The sequence below is a fragment of the Pseudomonas sp. 11/12A genome, assembly GCF_000800055.1.
In the GTDB taxonomy this organism is placed as follows: Bacteria; Pseudomonadota; Gammaproteobacteria; order Pseudomonadales; family Pseudomonadaceae; genus Aquipseudomonas; species Aquipseudomonas mohnii.
In genome coordinates, this window is sequence record NZ_JUGV01000001.1 from 4,975,982 (window position 1) to 4,995,580 (window position 19,599).

Genomic DNA, 19,599 nt, shown 5'->3' on the forward strand with positions numbered 1-19,599 from the left:
CGACACAAACCTTGTGGGAGCGTGGCTTGCCCGCGATGGCGTCATCACCGGCGTCACATATCTCAGGGATACTCCAGCACTGCCTTGATCTGCCGCAAATTGCGCTCGATCCATCCCCGATCAATCGCTCCCCACTCGCGAATCCGATAGCGCCCGGCGTGGTTGCGTGCACCTTCTTCCTGCTCGAACTCGCAAACGATATCCAGATCCGCCAATGCGGCGATGGTGTCCTGGGCCGTACGCCGAGGCATGCCGGTCACCTCGGTCAACGCAGGAACGCTGCTGGCCAACCCGCTGTCGATCAAGTACGCCACGAACAGGCGACGGTAGAAGCTGCTTTTGGTCTTGCTGACATCCATCTGACGATCCTTTTCTTTTATTGCATATCCCGCCAGGTCAGGTAGACCCGCACATCGAACTCCACCTGGTGATAGCCCGGCAGCATGTGTTCGCACAGTTTGTAGAACGCCTTGTTGTGATCGGACTCTTTGAAGTGCGCCAACTCATGCACCACGATCATTTTCAGAAATTCGGAAGGCGCTTCCTTGAACAGCGAGGCGATGCGAATTTCTTTCTTGGCCTTGAGCTTGCCACCCTGCACCCGGGAAATCGTGGTGTGCAGACCGAGCGCGCGGTGCGTCAGGTCCAGACGGTTGTCGAACAACACCTTGTCGATGGCCGGGGCGTTTCGCAGGTATTCCTGCTTGAGGTCGAGCGCGTAGGTGTACAGCGCCTTATCGCTCTGCACGTCATGCTTTTGCGGGTAACGCTGGCTCAGGTAGTCGCCCAGTCGACCGTCAGCGATCAGCTGGCGTACCTGGTCCTGCAGCGTGGCGGGGTAAGCCTGGAGGTATTTCAACGCGGTCATCGGTGCGGCAACACAAGTGACGAAAAGGTCGCCAGTGTAGCGAATTCAATGAGTCAGCGCGCTCCAGTCAAACGGCTGCACAAAGTGGCCGGTGTCTTCGGCCATCATCGGACGCGACACCAGAAAACCTTGCACATACTCGCAACCATTGGCTTGTAGCCAGTTGTACTGCGCAATGGTTTCCACCCCTTCGGCAATCACCAGCATCCCGTACTGCTTGCACAGCTCGATGACACTGCGCACCAGCGCCGCATCCCGCGAAGAGTCCGGTAGACGCGCGATCAAATGGCGGTCAAGTTTGAGCGTATCCAGTTCCAGATCGCGCAAATGAGCCAGCGAACAAGGGCCGGAACCGAAATCATCCAGCGCGACCCGGACGCCAAGATTGCGCAGCAACCGCAGCTGTTTGCGGGTCTCATCGGGATGATGCATCAAGGCCGCTTCCGTCACCTCGACTTCCAGATGACGCGCCTGCAAGCCATGACGATCCAGCACCTGGCGCAGCTCGGTGACCAGGTTAGGCATGGCGAATTGCGTGCTGCTCAAACTGACGCCCAGCACCAGATCCTCGGCAAACAGCGCTTCCCAGGCTTTACGCTGCCCGGCACCGCGATGGTAAATCCAGCTGCCCAGGCGGCTGATCAACCGCGCCTCTTCCAGCAACGGCAAAAACAGTCCAGGCGGCACATCGCCCACGCTGGGGTGCTGCCAGCGCAGCAACGCCTCGAAGCCACGAATCTGCCCGTCGGCGATGGACACCTGGGGTTGATACACCAGGTTGAAATCGCGATTCTCGATGGCCGTGCGCACACTTTCTTCGAGCATCAACCGCGAGCGTGCCCGGCCGTTCATTTCATGATCGTAAAAACGATACTGCTGACGCCCGGCGCGCTTGGCTTCGTACATGGCGATGTCGGAAGCCCGCAACAAACCGTCGAGATTGGCGCCGCAATCCGGGAACGTCGCGATACCGATGCTCGCGCCCAGGGCGATATCCAGGCCATCGATTTGCTGGCAAATCGAAACCCGCTCAATCAGTTTTTCCGCAATCTTGGCCGCTTGCTCCGGGAACTCCAGGTCCAGAAAGGCGGTGAATTCGTCGCCGCCCATGCGCGCCAGGATATCGAAGGGCCGCAGACAGGCCTTCAGTTGCTCGGACACCCAGCGCAGCACCCGATCGCCGGCATCGTGACCGAGGAAATCGTTGACCCGCTTGAAGCCATCGAGGTCCAGGTACAACAGCACCCAGGCACTGTCGGAGCGTTCGCCGCGCAACAGCAGGGTTTCCACGGTCTGGTAAAAACCGCGCCGATTGAGCAGCCCGGTCAACGGGTCGGTGACCGCCTGGGATTCCAGTTGCTGATGCAGGTGACGCACCACCGACATATCCTGAATCGTCACCACCATCGCCCGCTGTTCGGCGGGCAACGGCGCACAGGACAGCGCCACTGACACCTGCTGTCCCGGCGCGGTACGCAACAGCGCATCGTGCAGGCGTACCGTGTCGCCGCGCTTGTACCCGGCCAACAGATCCGAATCGGCCCAGACCGGGACATGCGGTTTTTGCAGGAAATCCAGGAACTCCCTGCCTTGCAGCTCTCGCACCGGTGCATTGAGCAGCCGCGAGATCGCCGGGTTGGCAAAGCCGATCCGGCCGTCGTCGCCGACCACCAGAATGCCCTCGGCGGCGTTATCCAGTATCGAGGCATTGAAGGCGCGAGCGACCTCCAGGTCATGGCTCAGGCGCTGCAACTCCCGGCGATTGCGCTGGTGCTCCAGCAACGCCTGAACCTTGGGCTTGAGAATCTGCGGATCGAATGGCTTGAACAGGTAATCCACCGCGCCACTGGCATAGCCCTTGATCACGGCATCCTGGGACTGCTCGTTGGCGGTGAGAAAAATAATCGGTGTCAGTCGGGTTCGTTGGCTGCCACGCATCAGGCGCGCGACTTCAAATCCATCCATGCCCGGCATCTGCACATCCAGCAGTACCAGGTCGACTTCGTGTTCAAGCAACAGGCCGAGGGCCTCGAAACCCGATGCAGCTGTGATGACTTGCCAGTCCTGGCGCTGCAACAACGCGCGCATGCTGATCAGGTTTTCAGGGTAATCGTCGACGATTAATAAGGTTGAGCTGCCTTCGGCTGGCTTGAGGTGGGCGCATTCCATGCTGCTTCTCTATATTCGGGACGTCAGGCCGGGTTCTTGTGAAAACCGGACAAATACTGAAGCTTCACTCTAGACCCGGATCCGGGAAACCAGAAGGTATCAGAGCGCCATCATTTAACTGAAGCGTCCATTTACCGACTAACGGTCGGCGCTGCAGCCCGCTAAAACCGGCATAGATGGCATTTCGACAGGTTGTTGACGCCAGCAAAGCGCCGGACGGGCATTAACAAAAAAGCCCTCTGCGCTTATAAAGGCCGCCCAGAATGGGCGTGCTAGAGCGATTAGTACGTGCGTGCAGTAAAAATTCGTGGAAGCTTTTGACTATGATCGACCTCGCAACCTGGAACCTCAGCGTTCCCGTCGGCAGCCCGCCGTACACCGTAGAAACCTCCAAACTGGTGAACGGCTTCAAGGATCAATACTTCCATTCCAACACCGGCACACTGTTCTTCTGGTCCCCGGTGACCGGCTCGCGTACTGAAAACGCCATCTACCCGCGCACCGAGCTGCGGGAAACCTACAGCAATGGCACGCTGAAAAACTGGTACTACCCGGACGCTGACAACTCCCTGCGCGCCACCCTGGCGGTGAACCAGGTACCCAGTTCGGGCAAGATCGTGATTGGCCAGATCCATGCCTATGAAAGCCAGAAACCCTTGGTGAAGGTCGAGTACCAGTACAAGACCAAGACCTTGAGCGGCAACATCGTCGCCAAAGTGCGCATGCACCCTGACGACGACGAAGGCCGGGTGATCACCATCGCCACCGGGGTGAAACTCAATCAGCAGTTCTCCTACCTCATCCACCTCAGTCCCGGCGGCGCACTGGGCATCAGCGCGGCGGGTTACCAGTGGGATAGCAATATCAGCGCGACGTGGCGCAACAAACCGTTGTACTTCAAGGCCGGGGTGTATGTGCAGGACAACACCGGATACACCAGCGAGGGCGGGATGGTGACGTTCAGCAAGCTGGATATCGATCACGATAAATAACTATTTTTCTTTCAAGTCCCGAAGCACCTGACGGGCTGTCAAAGAGTGATCCGGCGCGACCGAAGTCTCACCGGATCACTTGCTCGTCCTGAATCCTAACGAACGCACATCAGCATGAAACTCTTGGACGTCCCCACATCCTTTTCTGAACTGCCTGATACTTGGGTGATCACTTTCAACTTACGTGTCGTCGGCGTTCCGGCCAGTTTGGCTTGAGCGAATAACAAATCGTCGTATGACTCAACATCCGTTACAGATACAGAGCAGAACCCTGATGCTCGCTCAAATACTCCAGCCTTGAGGGATATTTCATATTCAGAAAAATACCCCGGCCGCGGATAATGTTTCACGCTACTGATCCATTCGGGCGACTGCCTTATCACTGTACCCTTGCTATCAATAGAGGCCGTAAAATAGTGGTCGGCTGCATGGGCGCTGGCCGAGCTGGCCCCCAGGAACAACATCGATAAAACATAAAGACCTGGTTGCTTGATATTTTTTCCAGAAAACATGCTCAAGTTCCTCTTCCATGAATGAAAAAATCGATGGCGATCCAGCCATCGATAAACTCATTTAGCTCACCCCTTGCACCCTGTCAAAGGCAACCAAAACAAATGGAAAAATGCCTGTTCATCGAGTAACTCTTCCTACAACTAATAAAATAAATAGATTCAAGTTTTGACTTTTAACCTGCCCATAAAAAAACCCGCCTTTAGGCGGGTTTTTCATGCAACTCAAACGCTGAAGGCTTAGTTGACCTTGGCGTTCAACTCACCTTTCAGGTAACGCTGGAACATCGCTTCCAGAGAGATCGGCTTGATCTTCGAAGCGTTGCCCGCGGTGCCGAAGGCTTCGTAGCGAGCGATGCACACGTCGCGCATGGCCGTCACGGTGGCGCCGAAGAATTTACGCGGGTCGAATTCGCTCGGGTTGGTGGCCATCAGGCGACGCATTGCGCCAGTGGATGCCAGACGCAGGTCGGTGTCGATGTTGACCTTGCGCACGCCGTGCTTGATGCCTTCGACGATTTCTTCAACCGGTACGCCGTAGGTTTCTTTAATGTCGCCGCCGTACTGGTTGATGATCGCCAGCCACTCTTGCGGTACCGAAGACGAACCGTGCATCACCAGGTGAGTGTTCGGGATGCGCTTGTGGATTTCCTTGATACGGTCGATCGCCAGCACGTCGCCGGTAGGTGGCTTGGTGAACTTGTAGGCGCCGTGGCTGGTGCCGATGGCGATGGCCAGGGCATCGACCTGGGTGCGCTTGACGAAGTCAGCGGCTTCTTCCGGGTCGGTCAGCATCTGGCTGTGATCCAGAACGCCTTCGGCGCCGATGCCGTCTTCTTCACCGGCCATGCCGGTTTCCAGCGAACCCAGGCAGCCCAGCTCGCCTTCTACCGAAACGCCGCAGGCGTGAGCCATGGCTACGGTTTGTTGGGTCACACGGACGTTGTAGTCGTAGTCGGTCGGGGTCTTGCCGTCTTCGCCCAGGGAACCGTCCATCATCACCGAGCTGAAGCCCAGCTGGATGGAACGCTGGCAGACGTCAGGGCTGGTGCCGTGGTCCTGGTGCATGCACACCGGGATGTGCGGGAATTCTTCGATTGCCGCCAGGATCAGGTGACGCAGGAACGGCGCGCCGGCGTATTTGCGAGCACCGGCCGAGGCCTGGACGATCACCGGGGAGTCAGTCTTGTCAGCGGCTTCCATGATGGCGCGCATCTGCTCAAGGTTGTTGACGTTGAAGGCTGGAACGCCGTAGCCGAACTCGGCTGCGTGGTCCAGCATCTGGCGCATGCTGATAAGTGCCATTGTGTGTGTCTCTCCCGGATTGGGTCGTTAATCGTGCCAGCCTGCCGTAGCGGCGGCGGCTATTCAAGTTATTGCAGATCGGGGGTTAATCCCGGGCTGCGAATTCGGTGTTGCATCAATCCCAGAACATCGGCCCTCTGTGGGAGCGAGCTTGCTCGCGATGGTGGCCCAGACAACGCGGGCATTCAGGCGCCCAGCGTCATCGTTAACGACCATCGCGAGCAGGCTCGCTCCTACAGGTACGGCGTAGTCCGTTTATTGCGCCTTACAGCCACGGCCAATCAAATCATTGGTGGCGACCCAGTAAACCAGGCCTTCCTCACCTTTTATGTGAAACGCCAGCATGTTGTCGCTATACAGCGAACCCGACGCGCCCGGCTCCTGCTTCAAGCGGTAAACCTGATCGGCACCGCCCAGGCGCACGTCGACTTCCTTGCGGCTGTCGTCGGTGTAGCGCCAAAGCACTTTGGCCTGGCTGTCGCAGGTCCAGGTGGTCCAGTTATCCACAGGAGCGGAGGACTGGAACAGGTTCAACTGAGCGCAACCAGCCAACAACGCCAACGCCGCAACGGCGATAAAACCTTTCATCCGTGCTCCTCGACTGACAGCACACGCCGCCAGCCCTGAGTAATCAGTCAGACCCGTCAAGGGCAACCACGTTCCTTGGCGGGCGTCTGTGTCTCGTACTTGTCCAGGCCATCAGGCCCGGAACGCTTGTTGATCACCGGATTGGTCTCCGCCTGCCACTCGGCCTGGTAGCAGCCGTTCTGGGGTGCAACCGGCGCAGGATCCGGCGTGGCTTTCGGGTTACTCCCGCAAGCCGCCAGTGAGCCCGCGACGATCAACAGCGCTAGCGTCTTGACCATGTGAACACTCCCTTGCCGGGTCAAACGGGCGACCCTCAGGCCTTGGCCCGGCTTTCCAGGACTTCAACGGCTGGCAGCACTTTGCCTTCGACGAATTCGAGGAACGCGCCGCCACCGGTAGAAATGTAGGAGATTTGGTCGGCAACGCCATACTTATCGATAGCCGCCAGGGTGTCGCCGCCGCCAGCGATCGAGAACGCCGCACTGTCCGCGATGGCCTGGGCCAGCACTTTGGTGCCGTTACCGAACTGATCGAACTCGAACACGCCGACCGGGCCGTTCCACAGGATGGTTTTCGATGACTTCAGCAGTTCGGCGAAATTCGCTGCGGTCTGTGGGCCGATGTCCAGGATCATGTCGTCGGCAGCGACGTCGGCGATCAGCTTGACGGTAGCTTCGGCGCTTTCGGCGAACTCCTTGGCCACCACCACGTCCACCGGCAGCGGTACGCTGACCTTGGCGGCAATGGCGCGGGCGGTGTCGAGCAGGTCCGGCTCATACAGGGATTTGCCGACCGGGTGACCGGCAGCCGCGAGGAAGGTGTTGGCGATGCCGCCGCCGACGATCAACTGGTCGCAGATCTGGCTCAAGCTGTTCAGTACGTCGAGTTTGGTCGACACCTTGGAGCCAGCGACGATGGCGGCCATTGGCTTGGCCGGAGCGCCGAGGGCTTTGCCCAGTGCGTCCAGCTCGGCGGCCAGCAGGGGACCTGCCGCAGCGATCTTGGCGAACTTGGCCACGCCGTGGGTCGAACCCTCGGCACGGTGAGCGGTGCCGAAGGCGTCCATCACGAACACGTCGCACAGGGCGGCGTATTGCTGGGCCAGTTCGTCAGCGTTCTTTTTCTCGCCCTTGTTGAAGCGCACGTTTTCGAACAGCACGATGTCGCCGGCCTTGACGTCGACGCCGCCCAGGTAGTCAGCCACCAGCGGCACTTCACGGCCCAGGGCCTTGCTCAGGTAGTCGGCGACTGGCTTGAGGCTGTTCTCGGCCGAGAACTCGCCTTCAGTCGGACGGCCAAGGTGCGAACAAACCATCACGGCCGCGCCTTTTTCCAGGGCCAGCTTGATGGTCGGCAGCGAAGCCAGGATTCGCGCGTCGCTGGTGACAACTCCGTCCTTGACTGGGACGTTGAGGTCTTCGCGGATCAATACGCGCTTACCTTGCAGATCGAGGTCGGACATCTTCAACACGGTCATGGGTCGCATTTCCTGAGTTACTGTTTTGTAGAGACAGAAAGTGAAGTAGCTGTTTGCAGATAATGCTCTGCTACATCCAGCATTCGGTTGGCAAAACCCCATTCGTTGTCGAACCAGGCCAGGATGTTGACCAGCCGGGGGCCGGAAACACGGGTCTGACTGGCATCGACGATGGCCGAATGTGGGTCATGATTGAAATCACAGCTTGCATGGGGGAGCTCGGTATAGGCCAACAGGCCTTTGAGCGGGCCACTGGTGGCCGCCTCACGCAAGATCCGGTTGACCTCCACGGCGTCGGTATCGCTGACGGTCTGCATCGTAATGTCGAGGCAAGACACGTTAACCGTTGGCACACGTACGGCTTTGGCCTGAATTCGCCCGGCAAGTTCCGGCAACAGGCGTTCGATGCCGCGCGCCAGACCAGTGGACACCGGAATCACCGACTGAAACGCCGAACGGGTGCGGCGCAGGTCTTCATGGTGATACGCATCGATCACCGGCTGATCGTTCATCGCCGAGTGAATGGTGGTGATCGACACATACTCCAGACCAATGGCCTGATCCAGCAGGCGCAACAACGGCACGCCGCAGTTGGTAGTGCAGGACGCGTTGGACACCAGCAGTTCATCGCCGGTCAGGCAATCCTGGTTCACGCCGTAGACGATGGTGGCGTCGACATCCGACTCGCTGGCCATCGGCTGGGAAAACAGCACCCGGGGGGCGCCGGCGTCGAGGAAACGCTGGCCGTCTACACGGGTGTGGTAGGCGCCGGAGCATTCCAGCACCAGATCGACGCCCAGGGACGCCCAATCGATGCCTTCGGGGGTGGCACTGCGCAGGACCTTCACGCAGTCGCCATTGATATGCAGACAATCGCCGTCGACCTTCACCTCGCCGGGAAAGCGCCCGTGGGTGGAGTCGAAGCGTGTCAGGTATTCGATGCTGGCCATGTCGGCCAGATCGTTGATCGCGACAATTTCAAACCCGGCCTTCTCGCCTCGCTCGAACAACGCACGCAAGACGCAACGACCAATGCGGCCGTAGCCGTTGAGTGCAACTTTGTAGGGACGCGGTTGAGGCATGGGGTTCTCGATAGACGCAGTCAGACGAAATTCTTGTGTGCAACACGCCCCATGTAGGAGCGAGCCGGCTCCGGGCGGCGTTCCGACGATGGTGGCCCAGACAACGCGGGCATTCAGACACCCAGCGTTATCGTTAACGACCATCGCGAGCGGGCTCGCTCCTACAGGGGAATCGCGGTGGTCTTGAAACCACCGCGACGTGTTCAGTCTTCCAGCAGCTCTTCAGCCTGACCCAGGATGTTTTCCAGGGTGAAACCGAACTCTTCGAACAAGGCAGGCGCAGGCGCCGACTCGCCGTAGGTGGTCATGCCGATCACGCGACCTTCCAGGCCGACGTATTTGTACCAGTAGTCCGCGTGAGCGGCCTCGATGGCGATACGGGCGCTGACTTGCAATGGCAGAACCGACTGCTTGTAACCGGCATCCTGGGCATCGAACACGCTGGTGCACGGCATGGAAACCACACGCACCTTGCGGCCTTGCTCGGTCAGTTTGTCGAAGGCCTGAACGGCCAGGCCGACTTCCGAACCGGTCGCGATCAGGATCAGCTCAGGCTCGCCCGCGCAATCTTTCAACACGTAGCCACCGCGGCTGATGTCGGCGATCTGCAGGGCAGAACGGGTTTGGTGTTGCAGGTTCTGACGCGAGAAGATCAGGGCCGAAGGACCGTCTTTACGCTCCAGCGCATACTTCCAGCTCACGGCCGATTCAACGGCATCGGCTGGACGCCAGGTGTCGAGGTTCGGCGTGCAGCGCAGGCTGGCCAGTTGCTCGATTGGCTGGTGAGTCGGACCGTCTTCGCCCAGACCGATGGAGTCGTGGGTGTAGACATGGATCACGCGCTGCTTCATCAGGGCCGACATGCGCACGGCATTGCGGGCATATTCCATGAACATCAGGAAAGTCGCGCCGTAAGGCACCAGGCCGCCATGCAGGGCAACGCCGTTCATGATGGCGGTCATGCCGAATTCGCGCACACCGTAGTACATGTAGTTGCCGCTGGCGTCGTCAGCCGTGACGCCCTTGCAGCCTTTCCACAGGGTCAGGTTGGAACCGGCCAGGTCAGCCGAACCGCCGAGGAACTCAGGCAGCAGCGGACCGAAAGCGTTCAGCGCGTTCTGGCTGGCCTTGCGGCTGGCGATGGTTTCGCCTTTGGCGGCCACTTCGGCGATGTAGGCATCGGCCTTTTCGCTGAAGTCTGCCGGCAGTTCGCCGCTGAGGCGACGGATCAGTTCGTTGGCTTCAGTCGGGAAAGCAACGGAATAGGCCGCGAAACGCTGGTCCCACTCGGCTTCGACGGCGCGGCCGGCTTCCTTGGCGTCCCACTCGGCGTAGATGTCGGCCGGGATTTCGAACGGGCCGTGGTTCCACTTCAGCGCCGCACGGGTCAGGGCGATTTCCGCGTCACCCAGCGGGGCACCGTGGCAGTCTTCCTTGCCTTGCTTGTTCGGCGAACCGAAGCCGATGGTGGTCTTGCAGCAGATCAGGGTCGGCAGCGGGCTCTTGCGTGCCGTCTCGATCGCGGTCTTGATTTCTTCCGGGTCGTGACCGTCGACATTGCGGATCACTTGCCAGTTGTAGGCTTCGAAACGCTTCGGCGTGTCGTCGGTGAACCAGCCTTCGACTTCGCCGTCGATGGAAATGCCGTTGTCATCGTAGAAGGCAATCAGTTTGCCCAGGCCCAGGGTACCGGCCAGGGAAGCGACTTCGTGGGAAATGCCTTCCATCATGCAGCCATCACCCAGGAACACGTAGGTGTGGTGGTCGACGATGTTGTGCCCTGGACGGTTGAACTGGGCCGCCATGACTTTTTCAGCCAGGGCAAAACCCACGGCGTTGGCCAGGCCCTGGCCCAGTGGACCGGTGGTGGTCTCGACGCCCGGGGTGTAACCGAATTCCGGGTGGCCCGGGGTGCGGCTGTGCAGTTGACGGAACTGCTTCAGGTCGTCGATCGACAGGTCGTAGCCGGTCAGGTGCAGCAGCGAATAGATCAACATCGAACCATGACCGTTGGACAGCACGAAGCGGTCACGGTCGGCGAACGATGGATTGGTCGGGTTGTGCTTGAGGTAGTCGCGCCAAAGCACTTCGGCGATATCTGCCATACCCATAGGGGCACCGGGATGGCCGCTGTTGGCTTTTTGCACGGCATCCATGCTGAGTGCACGAATGGCGTTGGCACGCTCACGACGGCTGGGCATCGCTGTTCTCCTGCGGGTTCTGAATCGAGAGTGATAAAAATGAAACGGAAAAAAGGCGAGCATTTTCCCTCACACGGACGCCTCGGGGCAATGACAGATAGTCATCTGGAGGCGTTTTTCCCATGGATTGCGACGCTTTCGCCTGATGAAACCTTTCCGCTGTTCGTTTGTAGAGTTAACCACCTCGTAAGAAGTGCCATCCATCGAGCAATATCAAAACTTTTTGATATTGCCCTTGCGGTGTTTTCGACGCGTGTCTAGACTGCCGGCCTTATGAATTTACGCGTGCCTTCCATTCAACATGACGATTGCGATGAGCTGGCAGCCCTGTGCAAGGCTGGCGGCGATCCTCTGCGGTTGAATGTATTGCGCGCCCTGGCCAACGACTCGTTTGGCGTACTGGAACTGGCGCAGATCTTCGGCATCGGCCAGTCAGGCATGAGTCATCACCTCAAGGTCTTGGCCCAGGCCGACCTGGTGGCGACCCGCCGTGAAGGCAATGCGATTTTCTACCGTCGCGCCCTGCCCCACACCGAACTGCTGGGTGGCAAGCTGCACGCAGCCTTGCTCGAAGAAGTGGACAACCTGTCCTTGCCTGCCGATGTGCAGTCACGGATCACTCTGGTCCACGGGCAACGGGCGGCGGCCAGCCAGGATTTTTTTTCACGGGTCGCGGAGAAATTTCGCGCCCAGCAAGATTTGATCGCAGGCCTGCCGCAGTACCGCGAAAGCGTGGTGGCCCTGCTCGACAAATTGAGCTTCGGCGCTGGCGCCTCGGCGATTGAAGTCGGCCCCGGCGACGGCGCGTTTCTGCCGGAACTGGCGCGCCGCTTCACACAGGTCACCGCGCTGGACAACAGCCCGGCGATGCTTGAACTGGCCCGCCAGGTTTGCGAACGCGATGCGCTGGCTAACGTTACCTTGCAACTGGCCGATGCATTGAACGGCGTCAGCCTGACGGCAAATTGCGTTGTATTGAACATGGTGTTGCACCATTTCGCCGCGCCGGCCGAAGCGCTCAAGCGCATGGCCGACTTGCTGAAACCAGGCGGTAGCCTGTTAGTGACAGAGTTATGTAGCCATAACCAGAGTTGGGCCAAGGAGGCCTGCGGTGATCTCTGGTTGGGGTTTGAACAGGACGATCTGGCCCGTTGGGCCACCGCTGCGGGACTCGTTCCCGGGGAAAGCCTCTATGTAGGCTTACGTAATGGTTTCCAGATCCAGGTCCGCCATTTTCAGCGACCGGCTGGCAACACTCACCATCGGTAAATATCAGGAAAACATCGAGATGAGCGAATACTCCCTTTTCACCTCCGAGTCCGTGTCTGAAGGGCATCCGGACAAAATCGCCGACCAGATTTCTGATGCGGTGCTGGACGCCATCATTGCTGAAGACAAGTTCGCCCGTGTGGCGTGCGAGACTCTGGTGAAAACGGGCGTGGCGATCATCGCCGGCGAAGTCACCACTTCGGCCTGGGTTGACCTGGAGCAGATCGTCCGTGACGTGATCATCGACATTGGCTACACCAGCTCCAACGTCGGCTTCGACGGCGCGACCTGCGGCGTGATGAACATCATCGGCAAGCAGTCCCCTGACATCAACCAGGGCGTTGACCGTGCCAAGCCTGAAGATCAAGGCGCCGGCGACCAGGGCCTGATGTTCGGCTACGCCAGCAACGAAACCGACGTGCTGATGCCTGCACCGATCACCTTCTCGCACCAACTCGTGCAGCGACAGGCTGAAGCCCGTAAATCCGGCCTGCTGCCTTGGCTGCGTCCGGACGCCAAGTCGCAAGTGACCTGCCGTTACGAAAACGGCAAGGTGGTCGGCATCGACGCCGTTGTTCTGTCGACCCAGCACAACCCGGAAGTGTCGTACAACGACCTGCGCGAAGGCGTGATGGAGCTGATCGTCAAGCACGTGCTGCCTGCCGAACTGCTGTCCAAGGACACCCAGTTCCACATCAACCCGACTGGCCAGTTCATCATCGGTGGCCCGGTGGGCGACTGCGGCCTGACCGGTCGCAAGATCATCGTTGACAGCTACGGCGGCATGGCCCGTCACGGCGGTGGCGCGTTCTCCGGCAAGGATCCATCGAAGGTTGACCGTTCGGCAGCCTACGCCGGCCGTTATGTCGCCAAGAATATCGTCGCTGCCGGCCTGGCCGAGCGCTGCGAGATCCAGGTTTCCTACGCCATCGGCGTCGCTCAGCCGACTTCGATCTCGTTGAACACCTTCGGCACCGGCAAGATCAGCGACGAAAAAATCGTCAAACTGGTCCGCGAAGTCTTCGACCTGCGCCCATACGCCATCACCAAGATGCTCGACCTGCTGCACCCGATGTACCAGGAAACCGCTGCTTACGGCCACTTCGGTCGTACCCCGACGACCAAGACTGTGGGCGACGACACCTTCACCACATTCACCTGGGAAAAAACCGACCGCGCCGACGCACTGCGTTCTGCTGCCGGCCTGTAAGCCTTCCCCCGCGGTACCCAAAAGCCCTGCACGGTTCGCCGTGCGGGGCTTTTTTTTGGTTTCTCGCTTGCTCCCACAAGGATTGGGGGGCGCATATTCTGCGTACACCATCGAACCCTGTGGGAGCGGGCTTGCCCGCGAAGAGGCCGGCACTGCCAGCAGAAATACCCGGAAAAACTCCCGCTCCTCGCACCCACCATTAATGACCTAGCTTTCAAACACCCCCATGAGCAAGGACGCTCACGATGTTCCGCAACCTGCGCCTGTCTTTCACCTGTCTGCTCATTTTCTCCTGCCTGAACGCCCATGCGGAGCAATGCCCCGACTGGCCTGTTGAACGGGCCTTGATCGAAGTCACCGCCCTGCAAAAGCAAATCGAAACCTGGGACGATCACTATCACCGCCAGGGTCGCTCGCTGGTCGCCGATGAGCTGTATGACCAATCCCTGGCACGCCTTGCCGAATGGCGCCACTGCTTCAAGCTCGGCTCATCCACAGAACCACTGCGCACCGCGCGGGGCACGGTTCCCCACCCCGTCGTCCACACTGGCCTGGAAAAACTGCGCGACGCCCGCGCCGTCGAGCATTGGCTGCGCGGCCGCTCCGATGTTTGGGTTCAACCCAAAGTCGACGGCGTGGCGGTCACCCTGGTGTATCGCAATGGCCTGCTGGTAAAGGCCATCAGCCGTGGCGACGGCGTAAGCGGCCAGGACTGGACGGGCACAGCGCGCCAGATCCCGGCCATTCCCGGACAACTGTCGCAACCACGGGATTTGCTGGTGCAAGGCGAACTCTACTGGGGCCTGACCGACCACGTACAAGCTCAAGCCGGCAGCCTCAACGCCCGCACCACGGTGGCCGGCCTGATGGCCCGCAAGGTGCTGGATGCCGGACAGGCGGCGGGTATCGGCCTGTTTGTCTGGGACTGGCCACAGGGGCCCGCGACATTGCTCGCCCGCCATGCGGCCCTGAATGCGCTCGGCTTCCCGGATACCGCCGCCTACAGCCAGCCGATTGGTGGTTTTGCCGACGCCGAGCGCTGGCGTGATCACTGGTACCGCTCGCCCCTGCCCTTTGCCAGTGATGGCATCGTCCTGCGTCAGGAGCAGCGCCCGCCTGCCGAACGCTGGCAGGCCAAACCGCCGTATTGGATCGCCGCCTGGAAGTACCCCTTCGCCCAGGCCCTGGCCGAAGTGCGCAAGGTTCACTTCAAGATTGGCCGGACCGGGCGCATCACTCCCCTGCTGGAACTGACACCGGTGACACTCGATGACCGGCAAATCAAACGCGTCAGCGTGGGCTCCCTGCAACGCTGGCAAACCCTGGATATTCGCCCGGGCGACCAGGTCGCCATCAGCCTGGCGGGCTTGACCATTCCGAGGTTGGATGGCGTTGTATTGCGTAGCACCGTACGACCCGAATTGAGGGTGCCGGCGGTAGAAGACTTTCATCCGCTCAGTTGCTGGCAACCGACGCCGGGATGCGAAAGCCAGTTTCTCGCGCGCCTGTCCTGGCTCAGTGGCAAGCAGGGCCTTGCCTTGCCTCATGTCGGCCCTGGTACCTGGGAAAGACTGCTTGCAACAGGCCGTCTGAACAACCTGTTGGATTGGTTGACCCTCGATGCTCAAGAGCTTGCTAACATTGACGGTTTCGGCGAGCGCAGTGCCACTCGACTCGCGGAAAGTTTCAACAGTGCCCGGCAGCGTCCTTTTGTACGCTGGCTGAAAGCACTGGGCTTGCCGCCGACAGGCCAGGCAAACCTTGCCGATTCATGGCAGGAACTGGCTCAACGAGACACCGAGCAATGGCAGGCCGAGGCCGGGATCGGCCCGGGACGCGCGGCGCAATTGAGCGCATTTTTCCGCGACCCGCAGGTGCTGGCCTTGAGTGAAACTTTACGTGGGGTGGGGATCGACGGGTTTTAACGATCCAGAATGCCTGCCCGCGCGGGAACCCTGTGGTACCGATGAGCTCAAACAAGCCATCGCTGCGTCGACCCGATTGCCTTTTCACCTGGAGCTTTTATGAAATTTCTTTCACCGCTCGCCCTGTTGACCCTCTGCAGCGTGTTGGCCACCCCGCTGATGGCCGCCGAAGAGGCACCGGAGCTGACCGGTTGCGCCGCCAAGAAGCAAGGCATCATCAATCAGATCGAACTGGCCAAATCCCACGGCAATGCGGACCAGCAGGCCGGCCTGGAAAAAGCCTTGAGCGAAGTCACCGAACATTGCACCGATGCCTCATTGAAAAAGGAACGGGAAAACAGGGTCCTCGACGCCAAGCATGAAGTCAGCAAGCGTCAGGCCGACCTCGACAAGGCCATGAAGAAAGGCGATGCCGACAAGATCAACAAGCGCAAGGACAAACTCGCCGAGTCCCGCAAGGAATTGCAGGACGCACTGGATGAGCTGGATAAGTAAGAACGGATAACAATCAGGAATCTCTGGTGCTGCCAAATCGGCCTTCGCGAGCCTGCTCGCGAAGACGTAAGGCCGGGTACCGCCGATCAATGATCCCGAAACGCTTTATGACACGCGCTACAGGCGTCTTCGACCTTCTGCACCGCCGGCCCCAGGTTGCCGGCCTTGTAGGGCTGAACCTGACTGGCGATCACCAGTTCACCGGTCGCCGTTTCAAGGTCGCGGGCCATGGCCTGAAAGCGTGCCTGCTGCTCCCAGACATCGCTTTTGGCGCTGGTGTGATCTTCTTCGCGCACTTGAGGAAAATGCTTCCACGGCTCATGGGACAACGCGTCGAGCTTCACCGCACCGTCAGCGAATTTCTGGCCATCGAACGGAATCCGGCCACGCAACATGCCGCCCAAGTCTTCACCGGTCTTGAGCATCTGCTTGAAAATAGCCTTGCGCTGACCGAGTGGCGAGTTGGGATCGACACCGCCGCAAGCGGTCAACGTCAGGCAGGCCAGCAATACAACAGAAAGTCTTTTAAGAGTCATGGTGGCTTCAAGTCACTGGAAACGGCGGCCAGTATCCTCGCGTCAACAGCAAACACCAATAGCCCTATTATCAATAAGGGTTGCATGAGCGCATGGAGCACTCAGGCAACCGGCAAAGGAAATTACTCCATGAACAGCCGTTTCAAGGCGTGGCGTCACAGCCTGGCCTGGACCCTGCCGATGGTGGCCCTGCTCGCAGGCTGCACCGGTGGTGACAACAACAAACCGAAAACCCACGCCCTGGCCACTTACTCCAGTGCCACGTGGGAAGCGCTGCCGGCGGTGTCGGATAACGACCTTGTCGCCGGTTTCGGCTCGTGGCGCAGCGCTTGCAACCGACTCAAGGCTGACCCGGTCTGGGGCACGACCTGCACAGCGGCGGCCAACGTCCCGCAGACCGCCAACGAGATTCGTGGTTTTCTCAAGCAGAACCTTGATGTCTACGGCCTGCGCGCCGCCAACAATAATCCCAACGGCCTGATCACCGGCTACTACGAACCGGTGTATCCCGGCAGCCTGACCCAGACCGCAACGGCGAACATCCCGGTGTATGGCGTGCCTGAAGACATGATCATCGTCTCTCTGGACAGCCTCTATCCGGAACTCAAAGGCAAACGCCTGCGGGGCCGGCTCGAAGGTCGCGTGCTCAAACCCTATGACGATGCAGCCACCATCGAGAGCAAGGGCGTCAAGGCGCCGGTGGTGGCCTGGCTGACCGACCCGATGAACCTGCAATTCCTGCAAATCCAGGGCTCGGGTCGCATCCAGCTCGACAGTGGCCGTCAGTTGCGCATCGCCTATGCCGATCAGAACGGCCACCCGTATCGGCCAATCGGTCGCTGGCTGGTCGAGCAAGGCGAGCTGAAGAAAGAAGACGTGACCATGGGTGCGATCAGTACTTGGGCCAAGGCGAATCCGACGCGCATTCCGGAACTGCTCGGCAGCAACCCCAGCTACGTGTTTTTCACCCGTAACCCCGACAGCAACGAAGGGCCTCGCGGCTCGCTGAACGTTCCGCTGACGGCGGGTTACAGCGCGGCGGTGGATCGCAAAGTGATACCGCTGGGCAGCCTTCTGTGGTTGTCCACCACCAAACCGGACGGCACGGCGCTGGTACGCCCCGTGGCGGCACAGGACACCGGCGGCGCGATTGCCGGCGAAGTGCGTGCGGATTTGTTCTGGGGCACGGGCGAAGCCGCCGGGCAATTGGCCGGGGACATGAAGCAGCAGGGGCAGATCTGGATGCTGTGGCCCAAAGGGGCGGCATTGCCCCAGGTACCGCAGGTGGCCGACGCGGAAACGACTAAACCCTGAGACCAGCGCTGGCAGCTGGATAGCTTTCGCGAGCAGGCTCACTCCCACATTGGAATGCATACCCCTGTGGGAGCGAGCCTGCTCGCGAAGCGGCAGTTATCGGCCGTGGAGATTCAAACAGATACAACAAAAAACGACACAATCAGGCCCATTCCCACCAGCCAGACCAGCGACCGCAAGATCGCCCAGTCCGCCAGATAGCAAATGATGTAAAGCAGCCGACTGGTGATGAACAACACCGACAGCACATTGATCGTCACCAGTTCGGCATTGCCGACCAGGTGCGCCACGATCACGGCTGCCACAAACGCCGGGGTCACTTCGAAACTGTTCAATTGCGCCGCGTGCGCGCGACGACCAAAACCATTGAGCGACTCGAGAAAGTCCCGGGGGTCATGGTTGTCTTTCAGGTTGAACCTGCCACTGGCCTTGGCGATACCCGTGCACAGATAGGGCAGGAAAATCGCAATCAAAATGCACCATAGAGCAACCGTCATAAAGCAGTCCTTTCTTCACGTTATAGACAATCGGGCTCCCTCGCGGGCCGGTCAGAACTTCATGACCAGCATGCCAACCAACACCAGCCCACAAGCTAAGAGCCGAGGTCTGCCGAAAGGTTCTTTCAGATAGCGCATGCCGAACAGCACCACCAGAATCACACTGATCTCGCGCAACGCCGCCGCTTCGGCAATAGAGCCCAACTGCATGGCCCACAGCACCAGAGCGTAGCTGAACAATACGCAGAACCCGACCGCCAGCCCCAATCGCCACTGCTCACGCCAAAACAGCTTGAACGCCGGCCGCTTGCTCACCCAGGCCAGCAACGGAAATGGCCAGGCACTGAGCAACGTCACCCAGACCAGGTAATCCAGCGGATGCGACCAGCGCCGCAGCGCCTGGCCGTCAATGTAGGTGTAGCAACCAATACACAAGCCGATCAGCGCCACCACCGGCAACATCGACCACGGCAAACGCGCACCGCCGCCGCCCTGCCAAAGCAGGCACAACATGCCGAGCGGGATCAACAGAATCCCGAAAATCTGCTGATCCGTCAGCGACTCGCCGGCAAAGATCAGGGTCAGCGCCAGCACCACCAGCGGCGACAAGCCTCGCATCAGGGGATAGACCAACCCCAGGTCGCCGACCCGGTAGGCCTGGATCAGCAAGTAGCGATAGAGCAACTCGAACGCCGCCGATGCCAGGATCCACGGCCAGATGTCCAGCGGCGGTAACGCCACGAATGGCAGCATGATGGCGACAAAGAGCAACGCCACGCTGTCCATGCAGGCCACCACCAGCAGCCGTTCGGCGCTGAATTTGATCAGGGTATTCCACGCCGCGTGCAACAGCGCCGCTACCAACACCAGTGCTGTTGCAAGCACGGCACACTCCTTTTGTTGAACCCTAACCTGTAGGAGCGAGCCTACTCGCGAAAAGCGTGAAGGCAACGCAGCCAGCCAGTGACTACGCGTCTTCGTTCACGTCCATCGCGACGGTGCGACGATTCGACAGGCTCGCTCCTACAATATTCGGGGCAGATAATTGATTCGCCATATATCAGCGGCTGTTTATACTGCAAGCGACCACGCCGCACTCAGTTGCGCACAGACTAATTCCAATAAAATCTGCCCCTGCCCGCTCTCGTCGAGAACGGACGTT

General features: G+C 59.8%; 20 protein-coding genes. 7 read left to right on the top strand and 13 right to left on the bottom strand.

Annotation, left to right across the window (positions count from 1 at the left end; translation table 11 throughout):
• Positions 1-62: 62 nt before the first annotated feature.
• Genes GQ39_RS22920 through GQ39_RS22930 form a run of 3 tightly spaced genes read right to left on the bottom strand, consistent with a single transcriptional unit; the run spans position 63 to position 3,037 of the window.
• Positions 63-359, bottom strand: coding sequence for a winged helix-turn-helix domain-containing protein (locus tag GQ39_RS22920; protein WP_047534380.1), 297 nt, complete (start codon positions 357-359; stop codon positions 63-65).
• A 17-nt stretch (positions 360-376) separates the two neighbouring features.
• Entirely contained in the window at positions 377-868 is a 492-nt protein-coding gene (locus GQ39_RS22925) for a M48 metallopeptidase family protein (protein ID WP_047534383.1), read from the bottom strand.
• Between the two features lie 45 nt (positions 869-913).
• Positions 914-3,037, bottom strand: coding sequence for a putative bifunctional diguanylate cyclase/phosphodiesterase (locus tag GQ39_RS22930; RefSeq protein ID WP_047534385.1), 2,124 nt, complete (start codon positions 3,035-3,037; stop codon positions 914-916).
• 323 nt (positions 3,038-3,360) lie between these two features.
• Here GQ39_RS22930 and GQ39_RS22935 point away from each other — a divergent pair, with 323 nt between their 5' ends.
• Positions 3,361-4,029, top strand: a complete 669-nt coding sequence (locus GQ39_RS22935) for a polysaccharide lyase family 7 protein (protein WP_047534388.1) — start codon at positions 3,361-3,363, stop codon at positions 4,027-4,029.
• A gap of 95 nt (positions 4,030-4,124) precedes the next feature.
• On the opposite strand, the gene GQ39_RS22940 is transcribed toward GQ39_RS22935, so the two are convergent.
• From GQ39_RS22940 to tkt, 7 genes are all read right to left on the bottom strand, one after another.
• Positions 4,125-4,541: a hypothetical protein gene (locus GQ39_RS22940; protein WP_047534391.1), complete on the bottom strand. Its 417-nt coding sequence runs from the start codon at positions 4,539-4,541 to the stop codon at positions 4,125-4,127.
• Positions 4,542-4,778: 237 nt separating this feature from the next.
• Positions 4,779-5,843 (bottom strand): class II fructose-bisphosphate aldolase, encoded by a 1,065-nt coding sequence (gene fba / locus GQ39_RS22945; RefSeq protein WP_019694035.1) that lies wholly within the window; start codon positions 5,841-5,843, stop codon positions 4,779-4,781.
• A gap of 255 nt (positions 5,844-6,098) precedes the next feature.
• Complete coding sequence (locus GQ39_RS22950; RefSeq protein WP_047534398.1) at positions 6,099-6,431, bottom strand: MliC family protein; 333 nt, start codon at positions 6,429-6,431, stop codon at positions 6,099-6,101.
• Between the two features lie 56 nt (positions 6,432-6,487).
• Positions 6,488-6,709, bottom strand: a complete 222-nt coding sequence (locus GQ39_RS22955) for a hypothetical protein (RefSeq protein ID WP_047534401.1) — start codon at positions 6,707-6,709, stop codon at positions 6,488-6,490.
• A gap of 35 nt (positions 6,710-6,744) precedes the next feature.
• Complete coding sequence (locus GQ39_RS22960; RefSeq protein ID WP_047534404.1) at positions 6,745-7,908, bottom strand: phosphoglycerate kinase; 1,164 nt, start codon at positions 7,906-7,908, stop codon at positions 6,745-6,747.
• A 17-nt stretch (positions 7,909-7,925) separates the two neighbouring features.
• Entirely contained in the window at positions 7,926-8,990 is a 1,065-nt protein-coding gene (gene epd, locus GQ39_RS22965) for an erythrose-4-phosphate dehydrogenase (protein WP_047534406.1), read from the bottom strand.
• A gap of 203 nt (positions 8,991-9,193) precedes the next feature.
• Complete coding sequence (gene tkt / locus GQ39_RS22970; RefSeq protein WP_047534409.1) at positions 9,194-11,191, bottom strand: transketolase; 1,998 nt, start codon at positions 11,189-11,191, stop codon at positions 9,194-9,196.
• Between the two features lie 39 nt (positions 11,192-11,230).
• Between tkt and GQ39_RS32630 the strand changes: the two genes are divergently transcribed.
• From GQ39_RS32630 to GQ39_RS22990, 5 genes are all read left to right on the top strand, one after another.
• The gene (locus GQ39_RS32630) at positions 11,231-11,452 is read left to right on the top strand and encodes a hypothetical protein (protein ID WP_139213636.1); all 222 of its coding nucleotides are present in this window, start codon (positions 11,231-11,233) and stop codon (positions 11,450-11,452) included.
• A gap of 12 nt (positions 11,453-11,464) precedes the next feature.
• The gene (locus GQ39_RS22975) at positions 11,465-12,460 is read left to right on the top strand and encodes an ArsR/SmtB family transcription factor (protein ID WP_047534412.1); all 996 of its coding nucleotides are present in this window, start codon (positions 11,465-11,467) and stop codon (positions 12,458-12,460) included.
• A 19-nt stretch (positions 12,461-12,479) separates the two neighbouring features.
• On the top strand, positions 12,480-13,670 hold the full coding sequence (gene metK / locus GQ39_RS22980; protein ID WP_047534415.1) for a methionine adenosyltransferase: 1,191 nt from the start codon (positions 12,480-12,482) through the stop codon (positions 13,668-13,670).
• 245 nt (positions 13,671-13,915) lie between these two features.
• Positions 13,916-15,595 (top strand): NAD-dependent DNA ligase LigB, encoded by a 1,680-nt coding sequence (gene ligB, locus GQ39_RS22985; protein WP_047534418.1) that lies wholly within the window; start codon positions 13,916-13,918, stop codon positions 15,593-15,595.
• A 99-nt stretch (positions 15,596-15,694) separates the two neighbouring features.
• Complete coding sequence (locus GQ39_RS22990; protein WP_047534420.1) at positions 15,695-16,090, top strand: DUF1090 domain-containing protein; 396 nt, start codon at positions 15,695-15,697, stop codon at positions 16,088-16,090.
• An 86-nt stretch (positions 16,091-16,176) separates the two neighbouring features.
• Here GQ39_RS22990 and GQ39_RS22995 read toward each other — a convergent pair whose 3' ends face one another.
• Entirely contained in the window at positions 16,177-16,626 is a 450-nt protein-coding gene (locus GQ39_RS22995; RefSeq protein WP_047534422.1) for a c-type cytochrome, read from the bottom strand.
• A gap of 129 nt (positions 16,627-16,755) precedes the next feature.
• On the opposite strand from GQ39_RS22995, the gene mltA reads away from it, so the two are divergent.
• On the top strand, positions 16,756-17,940 hold the full coding sequence (gene mltA, locus GQ39_RS23000; protein ID WP_047534425.1) for a murein transglycosylase A: 1,185 nt from the start codon (positions 16,756-16,758) through the stop codon (positions 17,938-17,940).
• A 113-nt stretch (positions 17,941-18,053) separates the two neighbouring features.
• Here mltA and GQ39_RS23005 read toward each other — a convergent pair whose 3' ends face one another.
• Complete coding sequence (locus GQ39_RS23005) at positions 18,054-18,437, bottom strand: MAPEG family protein (protein WP_047534427.1); 384 nt, start codon at positions 18,435-18,437, stop codon at positions 18,054-18,056.
• 51 nt (positions 18,438-18,488) lie between these two features.
• Complete coding sequence (locus GQ39_RS23010; RefSeq protein WP_047534429.1) at positions 18,489-19,322, bottom strand: EamA family transporter; 834 nt, start codon at positions 19,320-19,322, stop codon at positions 18,489-18,491.
• Between the last annotated feature and the right edge of the window lie 277 nt (positions 19,323-19,599).